Source organism: Anaerosporobacter mobilis DSM 15930 (assembly GCF_900142955.1).
In the GTDB taxonomy this organism is placed as follows: Bacteria; Bacillota; Clostridia; order Lachnospirales; family Lachnospiraceae; genus Anaerosporobacter; species Anaerosporobacter mobilis.
The window spans coordinates 38,254-59,743 of sequence record NZ_FRCP01000009.1; the positions used below are offsets into that span (position 1 = coordinate 38,254).

A 21,490-nucleotide genomic window follows, 5' to 3' on the forward strand; every position below is an offset into this window, starting at 1 on the left:
ATCCACTGCACCAGAGCTAGAAGGAGGGTTAGATGAAATTATTTGTACTTGGATTAGATGGAGCGTCATACAGATTGATCCATCGATTTGTAGAAGAAGATAAACTTCCTTCTTTTAAGAAGTTGATAAAAGAAGGTATTTTTAGAAAACTAAAAACAACAAACCCGCCACATACAGCTCCTGGATGGACAAATGCATTTACAGGAGTACAGCCTGGCAAGCATGGGATCTATCAGTTTTGGGATACCCAGTCTCCTAATTATTATGGAGAGTATATGGGGAGTAATCATGTGGGGGTATCAACCGTATGGGAAATATTAAATCAATTTTCATATAAAACCATTATGGTTAATATTCCTATGACATATCCGCCCAAAGAGGTTAATGGAGTGATGATATCATGGCCATTATCGAATACATTGAGATATGCGTATCCCAAAGATATGTTGTTTAAAATAGCCAAGGCTGGGGGGCATTATGCTTCTGACATTAATATTATGTTTGAAAATAATTTAGAGTATATCAGCCAAGCCATCGAAATAACAAAGAAAAGAGTTAAAACCATCGACTACTTTCTAAAGAATGGAGAATGGGATTTATTTATTTCTGTATTTACAGAGATTGATAGAATATCTCACTATTATTGGAATTTCATGGATGAATCAAGTCCGGTGTATAACCATGAGGTAGAAGAAAAATATAAATTAGCCATTGAAAATATCTATTGTGAAACAGATCTGGCATTGGGAAAAATACTTGAAATGCTGCCAAGTGATGCTCTGTTGATGCTTCTGTCAGATCATGGATTTACAGTTGGAGAAGTGGACTTCTATGTCCAAACATTTCTAATGAAACATTCTTTGTTGGCAGTGAAAGAAATAGATAAAAAATCTATAAAAGAAAATTCCTGGTTTTATATGGAAGAAGCCGGCAAGGAATATGAAGTGGATTGGAATCAGACAACAGCTTATATGGCATCTCCTGGTTCATATGGAGTTAATATTAATCTAAAAGGAAGGCAGAACCATGGGATTATCGAACAGGAGCAATATGAGCAAGAGAGAGACAAGATTATCAGTCTGTTGAAGAAAATTCTCCATCCGAACAAGAAGACCCCTCTGTTTCGTGATGTGTTGAAAAGAGAAGAAGTATATGCTGGTGCATCTCTTAACAAGGCACCTGATATTATTATGGTTCCCTACGAGTATAGTACCATGGTGCATCATAAAATCCATCCGGATAAAATCTTTGGTAAACCAGAGCAAAAAGGTATGCATGATAAAGATGCAATCTTTGGATTATACGGAGAAAATATTCAACTAAAGGAATCTGGTGAAATAGCTTTGGAAGATATAGCCCCCACCATTTTAAATCTTTTTGCCATCCGTACCCCTTCTTATATGGATGGGGAAAGTATGATTCAGTTCAATGACGAGCAGGAAAACTGGAAGGATTTTGTGATACCTAATGAAGGATCAGGAGGATATAAAGGAGAAGAAGCTTATACACGAGAAGAAGCGTACACACGAGAGGAAAGTCAGGAAGTAGCTGAGAAATTAAAATCTTTAGGTTATTTATAAAAGGAAGGGAGGTAAAAATGTTTAATCCTTATAATGGAAAAACATATACACAAGAGGAAATATGTCAGGCGATTAAAAGATATGATACTAAAATAATAGCGGTTAAATGTGATGACCAGTATAAGCAAGCAGCAATATCCATTGCTGAGGGGAAAATCATCGGATGGTTTCAGGGACGCTCAGAGGGAGGTCCGCGTGCATTAGGGAATAGAAGTATATTGGTAGATCCAAGAAATCCTAAGATGAAAGACATATTAAATAATAGAGTGAAATTCAGAGAAGCTTTTCGACCATTCGCACCCTCTGTGTTATTTGAATTTCAACAGGAATATTTTGATTTAGATATTCCATCACCATATATGTTAATGGTTGCCGATATTTGGCCTATTAAGAGAGCAGAAATACCATCAGTAACACATATTGATGGAACAGGAAGAATTCAAACGGTATTAAAAGAATTAAGTCCTGAATATCATCAGTTAATTTATGCATTTTATGAACGAACGGGAGTGCCCATTGTTTTGAATACTTCTTTTAATGTAAATAAAGAGCCAATTGTAGAGTCACCAGATGATGCAATTAACTGTTTTTTGAATACAGATATAGATGAACTTTATATAGAACATTATTATATTAAAAGAGTATAAGTAGTCTGGTATGAGTTTATTTACGAGTGAGAACTGATAAATGGGAGCTTTCCTTATGGAGGATTAGAAGATATGTATATATTAGGACTTGGAGGTTCAAATCATGATTTCTCAGCATGTTTAGTAAAGGACGGAGAAATTCGATGTATGATTGAAGATGAAAGAATTACAAGAAAGAAAAATGGAAAAGGTTTGGGTCTGCAATTGGCTAAAGGTTTTTCACTCAATTACTGCCTGAAGGCTGAGGGTATAGATATTGATCAGGTGGATATGATTGTAGCCAATGATATTATCAACAAAGTTATGTACAAAAGATTGAATAAAAAGGTGGAGATGATGAACCACCATTTAGCACATGCAGCAAGTTCATATTATGTGTCACAAATGAATGAGGCAGCGATATTAGTGCTTGATGCAGTCGGAAGTAAGAATCTCCAGAATAATAAATATGAAAGCGGCTCCTATGGTGTTGGTACAGGAAAAGAGATTCGATTTCTCGGGAAGGTTGAAGGATATAATTACCCTGAGACAGACTATGTAGAGAACTCGTTGGGTATTTTTTATTCCATTATTACAGAAATCATAGGGTTCGGGGAACATCAGGAAGGAAAAACCATGGGGCTTGCGCCTTATGGAACAAGCAAATATTATCATCTCATAAAGCGGTATATCCGCTATACAGGTAAAGGTCAGATTGAAATGAAAATGGAGGATATAAAAGCGCTTCTGGAATTGAAAAAGATGGTTGCAGAAGTAAAAGGTGAAGAAAAGCAATTTGAATTGAAAGCGGATTTAGCTTGGGCGGCACAAACCATTTTGGAAGAATTGATAATGGATATGTGCAGATATGTTAAGGTGGAAACAAAGATGGATAATATATGTTTGGCTGGAGGCATTGTACTCAATAGCGTGGCTAATTATAAATTATATAAAGAAAAGTTATTTAAAAATATATTCATACCACCTGCATGTGGTGACAATGGCACATCCATTGGAAGTGCATTATACGGTTATCACTGTTTGCAGGGAAATATAGGATAGGAGGAAAAGAATTGAAAAAACTGTTTCTTTTATCATTTGAAGGAATGAATTCTGATTTGATCGATATCTGGATAGAAAGCGGTCATTTAAAAAATTTCAAGAGATTAAGGCAAGAAGGTTATTTAGGCAATATAAAGTGCAGTAGAATACCCTATGAATCTTCTGGAATAATGTCAGTGCTTTCGGGCATGTCCGACAGTGAACACGGACTATATTCATATTGGCATGTACATAACCAAGATTATATTCCCAAAGTCCATAATGGAGAAGATTTAAAGAAATACCATTTTTGGCAGCAAGAAAAATTCAAGGAGCATCGAAAGGGAATTGTCAATATATTCGGAACCCATCCGGCGTATGATATCAATGGTTATTTGATTACTTATGCAATGAATAGAACATTGAGATACACTTATCCAGTGGATTTTATGAGAGAATTGAGCAAAAAGGGTTTATCTTATGTGCAGGATATGGGGGCTTTTTATAAAAATCAAGGCAAGGAAGCGTTTATTCATGAAGTTCTGAAAGTAGAGAAAATGAGGCATGAAGTTTGTAAAGAGTTGCTTCGAAAAGATTTGGATATGTATGTATTCAATTATACGTGCATTGACAGGGTGTGCCATTTTTTTATGAATGAGTTGTTAGATAAGACCATGGATTTAAAGGATAAAGCAGTTTTTAACATGTATCAATACTGTGATGAAATACTAGGTGATATATTAGAATTTGTAGAAAAATGCAATGGTGAATTGATTTTGTTTTCTTCAGTGGGTTTTGGACAGCTGAATCACTTTGTAGAAATCAATCAATATCTTGCCGAGAAAAAGTTATTAAAGTGGTCAGATAACAAAAGAATACCAGATTGGAATAAAACAATTGCCTTTGAGTCAGTACAGGGAAGTCACGGAATTAATATTAATAGGGAACATATTTATGAAAGGGGAATGGTGAAAGATTGCGAATATGATTGCTTAATCAAAGATGTCATACGAGAGCTAGAAAAAATGCCTAATCCGTATAATGACAACCCTATGTTTTGTAAAGTAGTGCCTGGAAAGGAATTTTACGATTCTAATATAGAAGCACCAGATATTGTTCTGGAGCCATTTGATTGGACCTATCTTCCCTATGGAGATACCTACTGGTCGGATCGAGTCAGCAGACATAGTCAGACTGGATGGCATAGAAATGAAAGTGTCTGGGGAAGATTCGGATTAAGGACTGATAAAGAGGAATTATCGCAGGTTCAAGAGCTGAAAGATATATTTACTCAAATTCAAACAATAGAAGGGGGACAACGTGGATAAGCAAAGAATTGCATTTGTATCTGGTAGTACAAGGGGAATAGGTCTTGCAGTTGCCAAGGCGTTGTTGGATAAAGGATGTATGGTAATTGGCAATTCCCGAACAAAGGAATTGGACGTGCATCATGAATTAAGATCAAGAGATAACTACTTGTATATTCAAGGTGATGTAACACAAGAAGAGGATGTTTCATACATTTTTAAAAGAATTATTAAAACATATGGAAGAATTGATGTTTTGGTGAACAATGTGGGGATGACAAGCAGAAAATCATTTATTGCTTCCACAGAAAAAGATTATGATGAAATGTTTAGAACGAACTTATTAGGAGCAGTTCATTGTAGTAAATATGCATTGAAAAACATGATATTTAATAAATATGGAAGAATCATTAATATTTCTTCTATAGCAGGAACGAACGCCCTTCCCTTTGAAGTTCTTTATTCATCATCCAAAGCGGCGCTTATTGGTTTAACCAAGGGCATTGCAAAAGAATATGCCTCAAAGGGAGTTACCTGTAATGTCATTGCTCCTGGTGTCATTGATACGGGAGCAGGTAATTATGATGATATTAAAAAAAGCATTCCTACAAGCCAGATCGGCTCACCAGAGGATGTAGCAGGATTAGTAGCTTATTTATCATCAGAAGAAGCTGCATATATTACAGGACAAGTTATAAAAATAGATGGTGGTTTATTTATTTAAGAATAGGAGATGAAATATGAGAGAAAATGAAAAGAAAAATATATTACTTACTAATTTGCTGATAAAACAAGGACATTGTGATTCCTTTTGTAAATATTGTTATCATAATAAAGAAGAAGGATATACGGAAAACAGCTCTGAATATACATATGAAAACGAGTTAAAAGATAACATTGATCAAATTATTGAATTCTCAAGTAATAACTTTAATTGTCCAATTATAAAGATTTGTGGTGGAGAAATATTCTTAATGACCAATCTAAAAGAACTTGTGGGAAAGCTATTAGATAAGTACCCATATGTACTCATTCAAACAAACGGAAAACATCTAAATGATGAAACATTAGAATGGATTATTAATTATAAACGGGTATTTTTGCAAGTATCCATGGATGGACACCTTCTATCTATGAATAGGTACAGATTTGAGACACAAGATATACTGGATAAACTGCTGTATGCTATTAAGATTCTTAAAAAAAATGATATATATATAGAACTGACCAGTGTTTTAAATAAATTAAATACTGCTAGGTATGCAGAGTTTTTAGATTACTTATATGAGTTGCCTGGGGGGAAAAAGACTAATACATTAAAGGCCACTCCTATTCTACTTATGGATAAAACGGGAGAGTTTAAGGCGAGTCCGGAAGATATAAAGGAAATCGAGAAATTAACCGTTGAAAATAAGTACAGTCAAATTCTGCCCCCGATACAATATATGAAGCATTTTTACAAATTAATGCAGGGAGAGAAGCTAAATTACTATTGTTATAATCCAATTATTAGTGCAAATTATATTGACACAGGGGAAGTGAAGGGATGTACAAATGTATTACCAGAGAATGTATTAAATGTCGGAAATGTATTTACTGACCAGCATGAGGATATCATGAATAGATTCGGAAGGACAAAGTTTCAGCAATTGCTTGTGAATACAAAACAATGGGTACCTCTTTGCAAAACCTGCTATAATTTCTGCAGCATTTACAATTTGTATTTAAATGGATCTATGAGCATTGATGAATTGTCTTCAAACAATTATATGTTTGAAGTGGAGGAAGTAAGGGAGATATTAATTAAATTGAAAGCAGAAATTGAAGAAAATAATAGAAAGCAATCTTTAAAAATAAGAAAGAGGTAGTTATATATGGATGAAATAAAGGCACTAGAAGATGAAAGTATCTATTTAATTCGCGAGGCATATAATAAATTCAAAAACATTGCTATGCTCTGGTCCATTGGAAAAGATTCAACAACAATGCTATGGTTGGTGAGAAAAGCTTTTTTTGGAAAAATACCTTTTCCGGTCATACATATTGATACAGGCTATAAATTCAAGGAAATATATGAGTTCCGTGATCGATATGCCAAGGAATGGGACTTAGATTTGATTGTCTATAAAAATCAAGAAGCCTTGGATTTGGGAATCTGTCCAGAAAAAGGAAGATTTGAATGCTGTAATCAATTAAAAACAATGGCATTAAAAAAAGTCATTATGGAAAAGAAGCTAGAGGCCGTTTTATTGGGAATTCGAAGGGATGAACATGGAATTCGGGCAAAAGAAAGAGTATTTTCTGTAAGAGATGAGGATTTTGAGTGGAACTATAAAGAACAATCTCCTGAAATTTGGAAACAATACAGAACAGGAATTCAGGAGAAAGAACATATTCGTGTTCATCCCATACTTGGCTGGACGGAATTAGACATTTGGAAATATATTAAGCGGGAGAATATACCTATAACAGATCTATATTTTGCGAAGGAAAATAAAAGATATCGAAGTATAGGCTGTGAAACTTGCTGCAGTAGCTTAGATTCTGAGGCGGATACAGTAGAAAAAATCATACAAGAACTTGAAACAACTAATATTTCTGAAAGATCAGGAAGAGTTCAGGACAAAGAGTCTGATTATATGATGCAAAAGTTAAGATCACTAGGCTATATGTAGCGGGAGGTAGTATGGAAAAACTAAAAATAGTTATTGTGGGACATGTAGATCATGGGAAATCTTCTCTGATTGGCAGACTTTTGTATGATACGAAATCAATATCAGAAGATAAATTGACAGAAGTTAAAGCAAATTGCAAAAGCGGGCATTTGGATTTCGCCTATTTTTTGGATCATTTACAAGAAGAAAGAGAGCAAAAGATAACTATTGAATCGACCCAGACTTTTTTTAAAACATTAAAACGAGAGTATGTCATCATTGATGCACCAGGACATGTAGAATTTGTCAGAAATATGATAACCGGCGCCTCCAAAGCGGATACTGCAGTACTAATAGTCGATGTGGAGGAAGGGTGTCAAGAACAAACCAGAAGGCACGCCTTTATATTATCGATGCTGGGATTTCATAATATCATTTTACTCATTAATAAAATGGATGTAGTAGATTATCAACAAGAAAGGTTTGAAGAAACAGTAAAAGAATGTGTGCAGTTTCTTGGCAGAACCCGAATAAATGTGCTGCATTGCATTCCTATATCTGCTATTTTCGGGGATAATGTGGCATTTGCTTCTCAAACCATGACTTGGTATAAGGGAAAAACGTTACTTCAAGCATTGGATCAGCTTACACTTGGTGAGAAAGACAAGAAGGAACTGTGTTATCCAGTTCAGGATGTGTATTATGTCAATGACCAAAGAATGGCAGTGGGGATGATTGAATCCGGTGTTATGAAAGTAGGGGATGAAGTAATGATCATGCCCGACATGCATAAGGCAAGTATCCGTACAATTGAAAAATATAAGGAAAGTCTTACAGAAGCTCATACCAAAGAAAGCGTAGGGATAACAACAGACACGCCCGTATATTTGGAAAAAGGTAATATTCTGATACACACTGACAGCCGATTATTACCAGAAAAAAAATATAAAGCAAATGTATTCTGGATTGCAAAAGACCCGTTGACAATCGAGACCAAGCTACAACTGCAATGTGTAACACAGAGTACTCTATGTAAGGTAACTAGCATTTTCAACAAGATTAATACATCTACCTTAGAAGCAATTACAAATGATGATGAATGTATTCGTTCACTGGAAATGTGTGAGGTGGAAATCCAAACAAAGAAGCAGCTAGTAATGTGCTCGGTAGAGGAAATAGAAAGTCTGGGACGTTTTGTACTCATTTGTAACAATAATATCTGTGGCTATGGTATTATTTCTTAACTGTAGGAGGGGAGTAAGTTGAACAAAAAACATTTTGTTTTGGGTATCGATGGAATGCCGTTTGATTTATTCAACGAGAAATTAATAAGCAATAAGATGCCAAAATGTAAAAAAATAATTGAAAAGGCTAACTTTAAAGCTATAGATTCTGTTATGCCACCAGTTTCATCTGTCGCATGGACGAGTTATGCTACCGGAAAATATCCAAAAGAACATGGTATATATGGATTTACTGAAAAAGATTCACGTCATTCGGGTTTATACATACCAACTACGGTTGATCGAAAGGCAGAAACCATCTGGAACCGATTATCAAGAAAAGGAAAGAAGGTAGTGGTTTTGAATGTTCCTTTCACCTATCCACCTGAAGCAGTTAATGGCATCATGGTTTCCTGTTTTTTATGTCCGAAGATAGAGAATGCGACTTATCCAAAAGCATTTTATCAGAATTTGGCGGAGAGGGGATATATAATCGATGTTGAAGCACCTTCAAGTGAAGAAGACAAACCAAGGTTTATTGAAGATTTGTTCACAGCAATGAAAATAAGAACAGAACTTAGTATAGAATTGATGGAGCATACAAAGTGGGATTATTTTCATCTACATATCATGGAAACGGACAGGCTGTTTCATTTCTTTTGGGATTCTGTTACAGGTGAGAAGGAAGATGAATATTCCAAAGAAGTAGACCGATTTTTTGAAGCATTAGACAATCACGTTGATTCATTACTTCGTCATCTTCCCCCAGACACCGGGTTTACCATACTCTCAGATCATGGATTTTGTGGTATTCAACATGAAGTCCAATTAAATACATGGTTAAAAAAAGAGGCTTATTTTCATCCGGACAAACTATATTCACTGACACCGGGAAGGATCTATATTCATTCCGAAGCGAAAGAAAAGGAAATATTAAAACAGCAATTAAAGGAAAAACTATTAAAATTAGAAGATTCCGGCCATAAAGTCATTCAAAACGTATTTTTTGAAGAAGAGATATTCCAAGGAATGCAAGAAGAAACTGGTCCTAATATGGTGGTTCACCCCTTTAATGGATATGACTTAAAAAGTAATATGAGAGAATCAAATATTTTTACCGATAGTTTGCTGACAGGTATGCACACATTTGAAAATGCCATGTTAATTAGTACCCTGGATATAACGGATATATCTGATATATCCAGGGTTGCAGAAAAAATAGAGGAGGAAATATGTGATGACCATTTTTGACTATATATTTATGCATGCCAAAAAAAGCCCTGAACGGATGGCGTTAAAAAGTGAAAAAAATTCCATTACATATGGCCGACTGCTGATTCAGATTAATACATATGGTGAGTATCTGCAACGCAATACATGCCATCAAGGTGACAGGGTTATTTTGAAAATAAAGGAAAGACAGGAGTGGTTCATAACATTTTTAAGTCTGCTGGCCATAGGCTGCCTGGTTATTCCCGTCTCTCCTGATATAACAGACTATGAACTGGAAACAGTCAAAGCAGATACAAAAGCGGATGCCGTCGTTGATCAATATATACATGTGGAACCGTCAGAGAAAGCATTTCCATCTAAATCTAATACAGGCGGTATTATTCATATGACATCAGGAACTACTGGAAAACAAAAATATTGTGTGAGAAATATTATGCAATTAACCATCGAAGGAGAAATGTATCAGAAAACATTTCAACTATATGAGTCAGATAAGATTCTGGCATTACCGCCTTTATATCACTCTTATGCTCTTGGGGCAGGTGGTATGAGCGCTTTGGTGACCGGAGCATGCCTTTATACCCTTGATACTTTTGTGCCGAGAAGAGCATTATCTGTAATTCAGGAAGAAAAAATAACCATATTAATCATAGTCCCTGTGATGGCTAAATTGCTATGCAATTCCTATACAGCCAGCGAAGAGCAGTTGAAATCAGTGAGATTATCAATTGTGGGTGCAGGCGCTATCTCAAAGGAATTATACGAAGATTTTTATCAAAAATATGGAATTACGCTACTAAGTAATTATGGAAGCACAGAAACAGGAGCAATCATATCCCGGGTCGAAAAAGGACCATATAATTCTGTTGGAAAGCCTATGGAAGGTGTAATGATTAAGGTGTTAGATGAAAACAAAAGACCGGTTCCTATTGGAGAACAAGGCAAGCTTTGGGTGAAATGTCCAAATATGTTTACAGGATATTTGGGGATGACCAAACGACCTAAAGATGAGGAGGGTTGGTTTCCCATGCATGATATTGTTTATATGAACCAAAGTGGAGCGTTATTTATTTGCGGAAGAGAGTGTGGAATCATTAATATTGGTGGTCAGAAGGTCAATCCAAAAGAGGTAGAAGAAGTAATACTTAGCATTCCTAAAGTGAAAGATTGTGTTGTCATGGAATGCAAAGATAAAGTAAAAGCTTTTGTAGCTGCAGAAGGATTAACCCCAGAAGCCATTCGAAAAGAGTGTATGATCAAGTTATCAAACTATAAAGTGCCATCCATGATAGAATTTATTCAAAATATACCGAGAAATGAGCTGGGAAAAGTGCAGTATAGGATATTAACAGATGGTGTAAAAAATGGCTGTTGATTTAATGAGGATAATAACAGGTTATAAACAGTCGGTGGCTCTGATGGCAGGTATGAAAATGAATATTCCCGAGATTTTATCCAAGCCTAGATCCATAAAAGAATTGAGTGAAATACTTAAAATTGGAGAAAGAGCACTGTTTCTTTTCCTTATGTACTGGAAGTTCATGGGCATCCTTAAAGAGGAAAACAATGTCTGGTATATGCAAGAGGAAGATTGCGCTAGGTTAAAAGAGTTCGAAAATATTATCAAGCACGAACAAAATATCATGGAGTGTTGGAATACAAGTCAGAATATAATTGAAAGCTTAAAAAACAGTAAAAAGACATTCTCTCAGGAGGACAGGCAATTATATTTAAGCGCAATGAATGGCAAGAACTTAGAAATAATTGGTTTGCGAATGATTCGTGAATACCGCAAAAATGGCCCTATTTCATATCTGGAATGGGGAAACAGTGCAGGGCAGATGAGTACTATAATAGCTAAATTTTATACGGATGCAAAGATAACGATCGTAGTATCCAATCAATTCATCAATAGTAATGATTTGAAATTAACTTATAAAAAAATGCATAAGCAGGTGGAAATTTATAGTCCGGAGGACTTATATAGCAAAGTAAACAAATTCTATGACATCATTCATCTGTACAATACAGTACATTACTATTCATCAGAGGAACTGAAAAAAACTTTATTGATGATAAAAGAGCAGATGAATGAAAATTCCTTGCTTTGTATTGCAGATATGTTTTTAAAAGATGAAGAGTGTGAAAATTATATGTATTTATTAGATTGGATAACCCATGGAGGAACCAATCATCTGTACATTGAGAATGTAAGAGAAGTAGTAAGTCAATGTGGGTTGCAAATATCAAAAAGTATTTATTTGAGAGAAATTACCACAGATTTAATTTTTATAAAAAAGGAGGGATAGAAGTGAGTAGACTAATTAATATCGGGATAGCTGGAACCGGTTGGATTGTGGAAAAAGTGTATATACCCATCCTATCTAGGCTGGATGGTACAAATTTGGTTTCTTTCTACGAGCCTATAGAGGATAGAAAAAAACAAATGGAAAATCAATATCGGCATAGGGGATATAGATTTTTCGGAAATTATGATGACTTCTTACAATCAAATATTGATTGTGTCATTGTAGCAACCCCTAATTATACCCATCAGGAATTATCAGTAAAAGCACTCGAAAAAGGCCTTGACGTATTATGTGAAAAACCTGCCGCTTTGTCTGAAAAAGAAATCAATTGTGTCATAGAAGCAGCACAAAAAGGGAATGCAGTTTATATGCCGGGGTTCGTCAATCGATTTCGCCATGATGTGAAAACCGTAAAAGAATTAATAGACAGCCAGAAAATTGGAGAAGTCATAGATATACAGGCTGGATGGCTGCGCAAGGGAGGTATTCCACGCCTTGGAAGCTGGTTTACGAAGAAAGAGTTGGCAGGAGGAGGTGTTCTTTTTGATTTGGGTTCACATATATTAGACATTTGCCTTATGATGTTTGGAACTTCCTTTCAGGAAAAAGAAGTGACGTTAAAATCTGTTTATAAAAAGGAAAGTCAAAGAAATAGTGCGACATGGTTTGAGAACAGAAAGTCAAATGACCACTTAATTATGGATGTAGAAAGCACGGTTTTTGCAACCGTAAAGGCACAATGTCAATGTTTGCGGATAGCCTTAAGCTGGAATGCACCTGTTGCGGGGGATTGTACCTATTTCTATATTAATGGCACAAAAGGTAAGATAGCATTACGAACATTGTTCGGATATAGCACGAATAAGTTATGGGATGATTCTTCTATCAGCGTGATGATTGATGGCCAGCCAGAAGAAAAAATCTTAAAAGAGCACTCGGCAAAATGTGCAGATGATGCTTTTTATCATATGCTTTTATGTTTTATTGATAAAGTAAAAGGTAATGTCAGAAAAGAAGTATGTGCAGAAGATGCTGTCAGGAATGTCTGCTTAATTGAAGATTTATATAAGAATGAAAGGGGATTAGATGGATAAGATAATAAATTGTATTATTATAAATGGACCGAACATAAATATGCTGGGTGTCAGAGAACCGGAATTATATAGTAATAAGACGTTGAAGGAAATTGAGGGAAATCTATACACACTTTCTAAGGAGCTAAGTATACATATTGAGACTTTTCAATCGAACAGCGAAGGCAAGCTTGTAGACTTTATTCAAGATAATTATCAACAGGCAGATGGATTTATCATAAATCCGGCGGCACTTTCTTGTTATGGGTATTCTATGCTGGAGGCATTAATAGCAACCAAGGTGCCTTTTATTGAAGTACATTTATCAAATATTTATGCAAGGGAGCGCTGGCATTCTGATTCTATATTTTCCTCAAAAGCAGTAGCTGTGATGGCAGGAATGAAAGATTATATATATGAGTCAGGGGTAAGAGCCATGTGTCATTATATAAGTGAAAATAATAGAAAAACGGAGGAGTAGATGTGAAAAACATTTTAGCAAAAAACGGAGGAGTACCTGTAAGGACGAAGAAATTTCATGAATGGCCATATGCCGATGAGAGAGAGCTTCATAATTTAAAAGAAGTTTTAGATAGCCGCAATTGGTGGCGTATGACAGGTAGCAAAGTGGAAGAATTCGAAGAAAAGTTTGCAAAGATGCATGACGTAAAATATTGTTTAGGTCTTTCGAATGGTACTCATGCAATCGAATTGGCCTTGAATACATTGGGGATCGGAAAAGGGGATGAAGTAATTGTACCTGCTTTTACGTTTATTTCAACGGCAACGGCGGTTCTTTATTGTAATGCGGAACCGGTGTTTGCAGATATAGATCCCAAGACATTTTGCATGGATCCAGCTTCCTTTGAAAAAGCTATTACACCAAAAACAAAAGCCGTAATACCGGTCCATATGGCGGGTCACCCTTGTGAAATGGAGACTATATGCAATATTGCGAAACAATATGGGATTAAAGTTATAGAAGATGCTGCACATGGCCATGGTACAGAATGGAATCATAAAAGAATAGGTTCTTTTGGAGATATGGCCACTTTTAGTTTCCAAAACGGAAAGATTGTTACATGCGGAGAAGGGGGTGCAATTGTAACAAATGACAAAGATCTGTATGAAAAGGCGTACTTGATTCATGGTGTAGGAAGACCCAAAGGAGATACAGTGTATGAGCATAAAGTTTTAGGGAGCAATGATCGGATGAATGAATTTCAGGCAGCAGTATTGCTTGCACAATTAGAAAGACTACCAGAATTTAATGAGCGAAGGGAACAAAACGCAAAAAGGTTAAATGATTTATTATCCAGCATTAACGGGATAGTTCCACAAATATTTGACCCGAGAGGAACTATAAATTCCCATTATATGTATATGTTTTGTTATAAAAAGGAATTATTTGGGAATATGACGAGAGAAGAGTTTGTTGAACACATGAATGCAGAGGGAATACCTTGTTTTGTAGCTTACCCTGCCATCTGTAATACTTCCTTCTTTAAAGCACGGGCGTTTGCGGGCAGAGTTAATATTACAAGAGAATATAAGGAAGAGTTAATTCCTAATGCGGTGAAAGTCTCAAAAGAAGTCGTATGGCTGCCTCATTATACATTGCTAGGTGATGATACAGATCTGCTGGAAATTACTTTAGCCATTCTAAAAATAAAAGGTATGTTATGAGAAAGGAAGAAGCATTCAAAAAAATGACTTCTCCATTGCCAAGAGTAAAATTTAATAGCGATACATTTCATATTACAAAAGCTTTGGTGTTAGCACCCCATCCCGATGACGAGCTTTTAGGATGTGGTGGAACTATCTTATATTTATTAAATCAGGGGATTCCTGTAGATATTGCATTATTGACACATGAGCAGCAAAGATTGAAAGAATTTCACCATGCCTTAGATATATTATCCTGCCAGAATAGATATCTATTTCAATTTAAGGATGGTGAGTTGGGGAAAGAAAAGGAATTTTTAAGATTGGAAAAAAAGATAAGGGGACTGCAGGAGAAAATGCATTACAATATGATTTTTGTTCCTTATATCTTTGACTTAAATCAAGATCATGTGGCAGTAGTGAAAGCATTGTCAAATGTATTAGAAGCTGATGTGCCTGTTACTATTTGTATGTATGAGGTCTGGACGCCTATTTTATATCCCAATTTATATATCAACGTTTCTGATTTTTATAGTCAAAAAAGTCTTGCAATCAAATGTTATAATTCACAATTAGACCACTATAATATCATAAATCGAGATGTATCATTACATAGGTTCCGCGGAGCATTGATCACAAAAAAGGATTACGAATATGCGGAAGCATTCAAATACTTTGCTGCAAAAGAGTACAAGGAAGTGGTAGAGGCTATTTTATGTAATGAACCATAAAATCAAAGAACTAATAAAATCAAATTGAATGTTAAAACACAATAGAGAAATTTTAGTCATGCGTAAAAGGAAGGTGAGATATTGCCAAAAGCGGTTATTTTTGATTTGGATGGGGTGATAATTCAATCATCTCAGGTTCAAAAGTATGCATTCATAAAAAGTTATGAAACATATTATGGGAAATACAGGGAACCTCCTATAGAGGAATTTTTTGAACACTGTGGTAACTCCTTAACAAATATATTTAAAATAATGGGGTTAACACAGGAGATGATCCCTTTATATCAGCAACTGAGCAGGGAAAGAGTAAATGATATCCATGTATTTGATGGTATTCATGAATTAATGGGGCAATTAAAAGAACAGGGGACTAAATGTGGTATATGTACTGGTAAGGACAGGGAAAGAACCATAGAAATATTAACGCATCATAAATTATTGTCCTATTTTGATACGATTGTTTGTTCTGATGATGTGGAGCATGCAAAACCTGCGCCGGACAGTTTGTCTGTCGCCCTTAGGAATTTACAAATAGAAGCAAAAGATGCGGTGATGGTTGGAGACGCTGTCAATGATATTTTATGTGCAAAAGCAGCCAGTGTTTTTAGTATTGCAGTTACATGGGGAGATCAGGAAAAAGAAGTACTTGAAGGAGCCAAACCGGATTTACTGATGCAGTCTATTGAAGAATTGGGAAATCACATTCTTAAGAAAATTAACTTAATGGATGATTTTGTTATTAGAGAAGATATTTGCAACTTGCAATGTGATTATTGTCTAACTAAAACTAGTATTTTTAAAAATGGAGGAGATCATAAGCTTTTTTATGAAGAAGGAAGTGATATTCAAAGAGACCTAGATCAGATATTAAAAAGAATGTGTCAATATTATGATACTGCAATATTAAAAATCAGTGGAGGAGAAATACTTCTAATTAATAACCTGCTGGATTTTATTAAAAAACAGTCTGCAAACTACAAGGTGATTCAGATTTTGACGAATGGTCTTTTATTAAATGAAACATTGTTAGAAGAGTTAAGCAGAATACCTGGTATTTGCATCCAGTTGTCTTTAGATCACCATACTTTAGAAGGGAATGGTTATCGAACAAAGAAGAAAAAGCAGTTGGATCAGATCCTAAGGAATTTGGATCTGGTAGTTCACTATGATATTCCTGTTGAAATTAACTGTGTATTGACAGATAAAAACACCCCTGTTCTCAAAGAGTTTGCAGAATATCTGATAAAATATATAGGAAAGTCAGTTATGCTTCTTCCTTTTCCAATAAGAGGAAATCAAAAAGAAAACTATATTTCAGCTAAGAATCAATACCAAGGTGTGGAACGGTTATATTCTGAGTATGAAAGATTTAAAGAGATTCTTCCACCCAAGGCATATCTTGAAGAGCTGTTATATGTTATCAAGACAGGATCTAGAAGAGAAAGATGTTATATTCCCAAGGTGGCAAACGGATTATTTGATGATGGTAGAAGAACGCCTTGTCCGAATTATTGGTTTACTGAAATGAATAACATTTTGGATAATAATTGCAATATGGAGATACAGGAAAGACATCGTAGTCTGTGCTATCAGTTTATCAATGCCAATAATCCTCCCAAGGAATGTAGTCAATGTTATACACCATGGGATATATTTAATTTGTATATGGAGGATAAGATATCCCTTGATGAGTTAATTCAAGTTCCTCTCTATAGTTTTATATCGATTAGAAACCATTTGGTAAAATTAAAACAAATATTAAGATAAAGTTGGTGAAAGCGTGAAGATATGTTTAGTTGCAGTGCTCGGAGGAGATCTAGTTCGCTCGGCAGAGCATGTTGGACTTGGAATGATTGCTTCTTATTTAAGAGAAAAGGGACATCAAGTAAGTCTATTGGAGATAAAAAATGCAAAGGAAAAAAAGAATTATGAGAATTTGCTGCCAGGATCTTATGACCTAGTTGGTTTTACAACTACCTGCATTACTTTAACAGATGTACTTACTGTTGCAAAGCATCTGAAAGAATGCCGCAATGGGCTGAATATTGTACTGGGAGGACATATGGCAACTTTTTCTGGTATGCAAATACTAATGCAGTTTCCCCAGATTGATTATATCATTTCAGGGGAAGGGGAAATTAGTTTTTATGAACTGGTAACTTGTTTGGAGAATAATTCCGATTTATCTGAAGTAAAAGGAATTTATTTTCGTAATGAAAATGGAGTACAGAAAAATGAAGACAGAGAATTGATTGCTGATCTGGATGATCTTCCTTTTCCGGCAAGAGATCAATTTCTACATAATAAAAAAAACACTCAATATATAAGAATATCTACTAGCCGGGGCTGTTATGGCAACTGTGCATTTTGCAGTTCTTTTGTTGGTAGAAAGCAAAAGGGCCCTTGTTGGAGAGGGAGAAGTCCTAAAAATGTAGTTGATGAGTTAGAGCAACTGGTTAAGGACTACGACTTTCATACGTTTGATTTCGTAGACTCTACCTTTGAAGATCCAGGAAAAGAAGGTAAGATAAGAATAGGTGAGATTGCAAAAGAAATTATTAACAGAAAGCTTAATATTTATTATAATTGCTGCTTTAGAGCAGAAAACTGGAAAGATGAAGATCGACCATTACTGGCGTTATTAATTAATTCTGGATTGGAAAAGGTTAACATCGGATTTGAGTCAGGAAATGACCGTGGACTTAAAATATTAAATAAAAAAGCAAGAATGTCTGATAACTGGAAAGCAATTGAGATTATAAAGGATTTTCCTGATATCTATATTACATTTGGCTTTATTATGCTTCATCCTTACAGTACCATGGAAGATCTTGCTGATAATGCGAGATTCTTATATAAAACGGGAATCGGACAGGTAATCAGACATTATTTTTGGCAGCTAGAAGTATATCCAGGGACACTGATGGAAGAAAAACTTATTAAAGATGCGCTTCTTACAAAAGAGTATGATATTACTGAAGGGATGTACCAATATAGGTTTATAGACAGTAGGGTAAATGTGTTTCCTAATATCTTTAAGAGTTTGCTGGAGCTTGAATCTGTTTGGGATTTTGAGATATTTGATATTGTAATTCATACGTTTATCACGAGACTTAGAAGAGAGTATAAGAATACAACTACCTTTGACAAAATAGAGAATTTTCGAAATTTTGTTAATGAAGAGAGAAAGGAAATGGCCAAATTCAATATCAAGTTTTTTATGAGATTACTAAAAGATCCCACAGCATTTGATGTTGAAAAAGAAAAAACTTTACTGGATCATCAAATTAAAAAAAGCATGGAACAAATTCGTAAAGCTCAATATCAGCTGGGACGTGAGATCTTAAAATTAGGGCAGAAACTTATTAATCGATAATGCAATAAGAAAATTGAAGATAACTAAAAAGATGTTGTGGCTGACGCCGCAGCATCTTTTTTATGATATAGGGAATTGCGTCCTATACCATAAAAAATGCTTTGCAGGTTGCGCATGACGCGCCATTGGTAATTGTCACAAAAGTGACAGCGCGTCAATCCAATCTATTATAACAACACTGATAACGCGAAAGGTATATTAAATGATTGCTATTGATGGTTTTTTACGGGCTAAAAAACAGTTATATTATGTGTAGGTTTTCATTCCGTTATTACGCTTAAATAATTAAATAAAAAAAGGAAAAAATGACATGAAATTATTTTGTATACCACATGCTGGTGGTCTTATCGCTTCATTCGTTCCTCTAAAAAGAAGTCTGTTGGGGATTGTAGAGGTGATTGGTATTGAATTGGCAGGGAGAGGGGTTAAGGAAAAGCTTCCATTGTATAATACCTTCATGGAAGCAGTATATGATGTGGCAACTGATATATCAGAACACATATGGCATAGTCCTGACGAATCCTATATTATACTGGGACACAGTATGGGGAGTTGGCTGGCTTATGAGGTATATTATCAGCTCAGATTATGGGGGATTAAAGGACCAGAACATGTTATTTTTTCTGGCAACAATACCCCTCCTACGCATTTTGAGGAACGGGGGATACACAACCTTACAGATGAGAAAATCATTGAGAGCATTTTGGAATTAGGCTATACAAATTCAGAAATATTTTCAAATCCAAGATTCAGGAATATGTTCCTGCCGTATCTTAGATCCGACCTTGAGATTACAGCATGTTATGCAGCGGACTTAAACAGACCATGTCTGGACTGTGATATTACCGTATTATATGGTCTTCAAGATCCACTGATTACAGAGGAAGTGAGAAGATGGGGCTGCATTTCAGGTGGGACATGCCAGTTGCGTGGCTATGAAGGTGGACACTTTTTCATCTATGAAAAAACGGATGAAATAGCATTGGTGGTTAAACAAATAATTGCAAGAATAGTCTAGAATTATGGAAATACAATCTACCGAGCGTTAGGAGTATAACCAAACCTCAGATGAATACCCATAAAAGGGAATGATTACACCAGAATATACCAGATAAATTTGAAAGGAAGTGATTAAATGAAAATATGCTTTATAAATCCCCCCAGTCAGTATGGAAGAGCTCCCTTGCCACATATGGGAATTGCTTACATAGCTGGTATGCTGAAACATTCTTTTCCCAATGCTGTGACAGATCTTATTGACTGCCCTTTTCAGGATATTAATGCAGAAGATATGAAAAAGAAAACAGTGGCTGAAGAATACGATGTAATTGGCATTACCACATATTTCTATAATTTTACAGAAGTATTCAAATTAGTTCGTTTTTTGAATAAGCAAAAGAGAAAACCATTTATCGTACTGGGAGGTTATTACCCGACTCTGCACCCCAAAAAAACATTTGATATTCCTGGTATCGATTGTATTTGCATTGGAGAAGGTGAATATGTGTTTAAGGAATTAATAGAAACCTTGATGGAGAAGCGGGATTGGCGTGGCATAAATGGATTGTCTTATATGGATGAGCAAAATAATTTAGTTCAAAATAAGGTGGATTTACTGATTGAGAAGTTGGATGAGTTACCACGACCTTATCTGGCAAGTGCACCCCCTTACTGGTTCCCGCTTGTATCTGGAAGAGGATGCCATGGGCACTGTACTTTTTGTAGCATTATAGATTACTACCAAAAAGTGCCTGGAAAAAGAATTCGTAAGAGGTGTCCTGTAGGAGTAGTAGAAGAATTAAAAGAGATTACCGATCAATATAAAAACCGAATTATATGGATGATGGATGATAATTTCTTTTCCGTATTACAATTTCAACCGGAGTGGATAGATGAGTTTGTAGCCCAGATGCAACTACGGGATGTACGGTGTAAATTTAAGATTTTTGCAAGGGCAGATGAAGTAGACAAAGATATTTTAATGAAATTAAAATCTGTTGGCCTTACAGGAGTTGTAGTGGGTGTGGAAAGTATGCTTGAGCGGCAGTTAAAGCTGTATGGGAAGAACTTAAATCCGCAAGTGAATAGAAGAGCATTACAGATTATTAGAGAAACTGGGTTATGGCTTGATATGGGATTTATTCTATTAGACCCCTTTACGACACTTGATGAGTTGAAAGTAAACCTTCAATTTTTAAGAGATTCACCATTTGTTGATAGCTCTGAGCCAGGTCATGAACTAATCAGTAGTCTTGGACCTCTGATTGTATTGGAAGATACCCCAATACACCGTTATTTAAGCAAGCAGAATATTTTATCCGGTACAGATGTGGGCTATAATTATCAGAGTGATGAAATTACATTTTTTCACAAATCATTGAAGACGTGGAATAAAATGATTGCAGATATGTACTTTGGGTTTAACAAAAAGTATCTGTTTGATTATTACAGAGTACATGGCACCATTCAAGAAGACTATATAAGAAGATACAAAATGTGTCTACGAATTGATATTGAATGCATGTGGGAGATTTTAGAATGTCTGTATAGGCAGCCAATACGTCAGATTCAGATAGAATCATTACTGGAAAAATATAAAAAAAGATTCCAGGCGGTTATCCAGGAAGAGACGTTGGAAGATGTTATAAATTGCTAAGATAATAATGTATTTA

Annotated in this window: 19 protein-coding genes; all 19 read left to right on the forward strand. The window is 35.3% G+C overall.

Translation table 11 applies throughout. The features are described 5' to 3' along the window. Positions 1-32 precede the first annotated feature (32 nt). The 19 genes from BUB90_RS08455 to BUB90_RS08545 all read left to right on the forward strand — a co-directional run bounded on the left by BUB90_RS08455 (position 33) and on the right by BUB90_RS08545 (position 21,474). Complete coding sequence (locus BUB90_RS08455) at positions 33-1,580, forward strand: alkaline phosphatase family protein (protein WP_073286008.1); 1,548 nt, start codon at positions 33-35, stop codon at positions 1,578-1,580. 17 nt (positions 1,581-1,597) lie between these two features. Next, a complete protein-coding gene (locus tag BUB90_RS08460) occupies positions 1,598-2,227 on the forward strand; it encodes a carbamoyltransferase C-terminal domain-containing protein (RefSeq protein ID WP_073286011.1) in 630 nt (209 codons plus the stop codon). A gap of 72 nt (positions 2,228-2,299) precedes the next feature. Continuing rightward, positions 2,300-3,268, forward strand: coding sequence for a carbamoyltransferase N-terminal domain-containing protein (locus BUB90_RS08465; RefSeq protein ID WP_073286014.1), 969 nt, complete (start codon positions 2,300-2,302; stop codon positions 3,266-3,268). 11 nt (positions 3,269-3,279) lie between these two features. Next, a complete protein-coding gene (locus tag BUB90_RS08470; protein WP_073286017.1) occupies positions 3,280-4,575 on the forward strand; it encodes an alkaline phosphatase family protein in 1,296 nt (431 codons plus the stop codon). Next, entirely contained in the window at positions 4,568-5,278 is a 711-nt protein-coding gene (locus BUB90_RS08475) for an SDR family NAD(P)-dependent oxidoreductase (RefSeq protein WP_073286019.1), read from the forward strand. Before BUB90_RS08470 ends, BUB90_RS08475 begins: the two co-directional genes overlap by 8 nt. Before the next feature lie 16 nt (positions 5,279-5,294). Further along, positions 5,295-6,422, forward strand: a complete 1,128-nt coding sequence (locus BUB90_RS08480; RefSeq protein WP_073286022.1) for a radical SAM protein — start codon at positions 5,295-5,297, stop codon at positions 6,420-6,422. Positions 6,423-6,428: 6 nt separating this feature from the next. After that, positions 6,429-7,229, forward strand: coding sequence for a sulfate adenylyltransferase subunit CysD (gene cysD / locus BUB90_RS08485; RefSeq protein WP_073286025.1), 801 nt, complete (start codon positions 6,429-6,431; stop codon positions 7,227-7,229). Between the two features lie 11 nt (positions 7,230-7,240). Further along, positions 7,241-8,452: a GTP-binding protein gene (locus BUB90_RS08490; protein WP_073286028.1), complete on the forward strand. Its 1,212-nt coding sequence runs from the start codon at positions 7,241-7,243 to the stop codon at positions 8,450-8,452. 18 nt (positions 8,453-8,470) lie between these two features. Continuing rightward, the gene (locus BUB90_RS08495) at positions 8,471-9,682 is read left to right on the forward strand and encodes an alkaline phosphatase family protein (RefSeq protein ID WP_073286031.1); all 1,212 of its coding nucleotides are present in this window, start codon (positions 8,471-8,473) and stop codon (positions 9,680-9,682) included. Further along, positions 9,669-11,039, forward strand: coding sequence for a class I adenylate-forming enzyme family protein (locus BUB90_RS08500; protein ID WP_073286035.1), 1,371 nt, complete (start codon positions 9,669-9,671; stop codon positions 11,037-11,039). Before BUB90_RS08495 ends, BUB90_RS08500 begins: the two co-directional genes overlap by 14 nt. Further along, positions 11,029-11,973, forward strand: a complete 945-nt coding sequence (locus BUB90_RS08505; RefSeq protein ID WP_073286038.1) for a hypothetical protein — start codon at positions 11,029-11,031, stop codon at positions 11,971-11,973. Before BUB90_RS08500 ends, BUB90_RS08505 begins: the two co-directional genes overlap by 11 nt. A gap of 2 nt (positions 11,974-11,975) precedes the next feature. Continuing rightward, positions 11,976-13,067 (forward strand): Gfo/Idh/MocA family protein, encoded by a 1,092-nt coding sequence (locus BUB90_RS08510; protein ID WP_073286041.1) that lies wholly within the window; start codon positions 11,976-11,978, stop codon positions 13,065-13,067. Continuing rightward, positions 13,060-13,527, forward strand: a complete 468-nt coding sequence (locus BUB90_RS08515; protein ID WP_073286044.1) for a type II 3-dehydroquinate dehydratase — start codon at positions 13,060-13,062, stop codon at positions 13,525-13,527. The genes BUB90_RS08510 and BUB90_RS08515 overlap by 8 nt, the downstream gene beginning before the upstream one ends. Before the next feature lie 2 nt (positions 13,528-13,529). After that, positions 13,530-14,732, forward strand: a complete 1,203-nt coding sequence (locus BUB90_RS08520; RefSeq protein ID WP_242952510.1) for a DegT/DnrJ/EryC1/StrS family aminotransferase — start codon at positions 13,530-13,532, stop codon at positions 14,730-14,732. Continuing rightward, the gene (locus BUB90_RS08525; RefSeq protein ID WP_073286047.1) at positions 14,729-15,442 is read left to right on the forward strand and encodes a PIG-L deacetylase family protein; all 714 of its coding nucleotides are present in this window, start codon (positions 14,729-14,731) and stop codon (positions 15,440-15,442) included. Before BUB90_RS08520 ends, BUB90_RS08525 begins: the two co-directional genes overlap by 4 nt. A gap of 81 nt (positions 15,443-15,523) precedes the next feature. Then, positions 15,524-17,209 (forward strand): HAD-IA family hydrolase, encoded by a 1,686-nt coding sequence (locus BUB90_RS08530; protein WP_073286050.1) that lies wholly within the window; start codon positions 15,524-15,526, stop codon positions 17,207-17,209. Between the two features lie 13 nt (positions 17,210-17,222). After that, on the forward strand, positions 17,223-18,818 hold the full coding sequence (locus BUB90_RS08535; RefSeq protein WP_073286053.1) for a B12-binding domain-containing radical SAM protein: 1,596 nt from the start codon (positions 17,223-17,225) through the stop codon (positions 18,816-18,818). 310 nt (positions 18,819-19,128) lie between these two features. After that, positions 19,129-19,836: a thioesterase II family protein gene (locus BUB90_RS08540; protein ID WP_073286056.1), complete on the forward strand. Its 708-nt coding sequence runs from the start codon at positions 19,129-19,131 to the stop codon at positions 19,834-19,836. A gap of 117 nt (positions 19,837-19,953) precedes the next feature. Next, positions 19,954-21,474 carry a B12-binding domain-containing radical SAM protein gene (locus tag BUB90_RS08545; RefSeq protein ID WP_073286059.1) on the forward strand — a complete coding sequence of 507 codons (1,521 nt, stop codon included), beginning with the start codon at positions 19,954-19,956 and terminating at the stop codon, positions 21,472-21,474. Positions 21,475-21,490: the final 16 nt, after the last annotated feature.

Excerpts from the sequence above, each read along its gene's own strand:
- BUB90_RS08455 (WP_073286008.1), top strand. The coding sequence starts at position 33 with ATGAAATTATTTGTACTTGGATTAGATGGAGCGTCATACAGATTGATC.
- BUB90_RS08460 (WP_073286011.1), top strand. The coding sequence starts at position 1,598 with ATGTTTAATCCTTATAATGGAAAAACATATACACAAGAGGAAATATGT.
- BUB90_RS08465 (WP_073286014.1), top strand. The coding sequence starts at position 2,300 with ATGTATATATTAGGACTTGGAGGTTCAAATCATGATTTCTCAGCATGT.
- BUB90_RS08480 (WP_073286022.1), top strand. The coding sequence starts at position 5,295 with ATGAGAGAAAATGAAAAGAAAAATATATTACTTACTAATTTGCTGATA.
- cysD (WP_073286025.1), top strand. The coding sequence starts at position 6,429 with ATGGATGAAATAAAGGCACTAGAAGATGAAAGTATCTATTTAATTCGC.
- BUB90_RS08490 (WP_073286028.1), top strand. The coding sequence starts at position 7,241 with ATGGAAAAACTAAAAATAGTTATTGTGGGACATGTAGATCATGGGAAA.
- BUB90_RS08500 (WP_073286035.1), top strand. The coding sequence starts at position 9,669 with ATGACCATTTTTGACTATATATTTATGCATGCCAAAAAAAGCCCTGAA.
- BUB90_RS08505 (WP_073286038.1), top strand. The coding sequence starts at position 11,029 with ATGGCTGTTGATTTAATGAGGATAATAACAGGTTATAAACAGTCGGTG.
- BUB90_RS08515 (WP_073286044.1), top strand. The coding sequence starts at position 13,060 with ATGGATAAGATAATAAATTGTATTATTATAAATGGACCGAACATAAAT.
- BUB90_RS08525 (WP_073286047.1), top strand. The coding sequence starts at position 14,729 with ATGAGAAAGGAAGAAGCATTCAAAAAAATGACTTCTCCATTGCCAAGA.
- BUB90_RS08540 (WP_073286056.1), top strand. The coding sequence starts at position 19,129 with ATGAAATTATTTTGTATACCACATGCTGGTGGTCTTATCGCTTCATTC.
- BUB90_RS08545 (WP_073286059.1), top strand. The coding sequence starts at position 19,954 with ATGAAAATATGCTTTATAAATCCCCCCAGTCAGTATGGAAGAGCTCCC.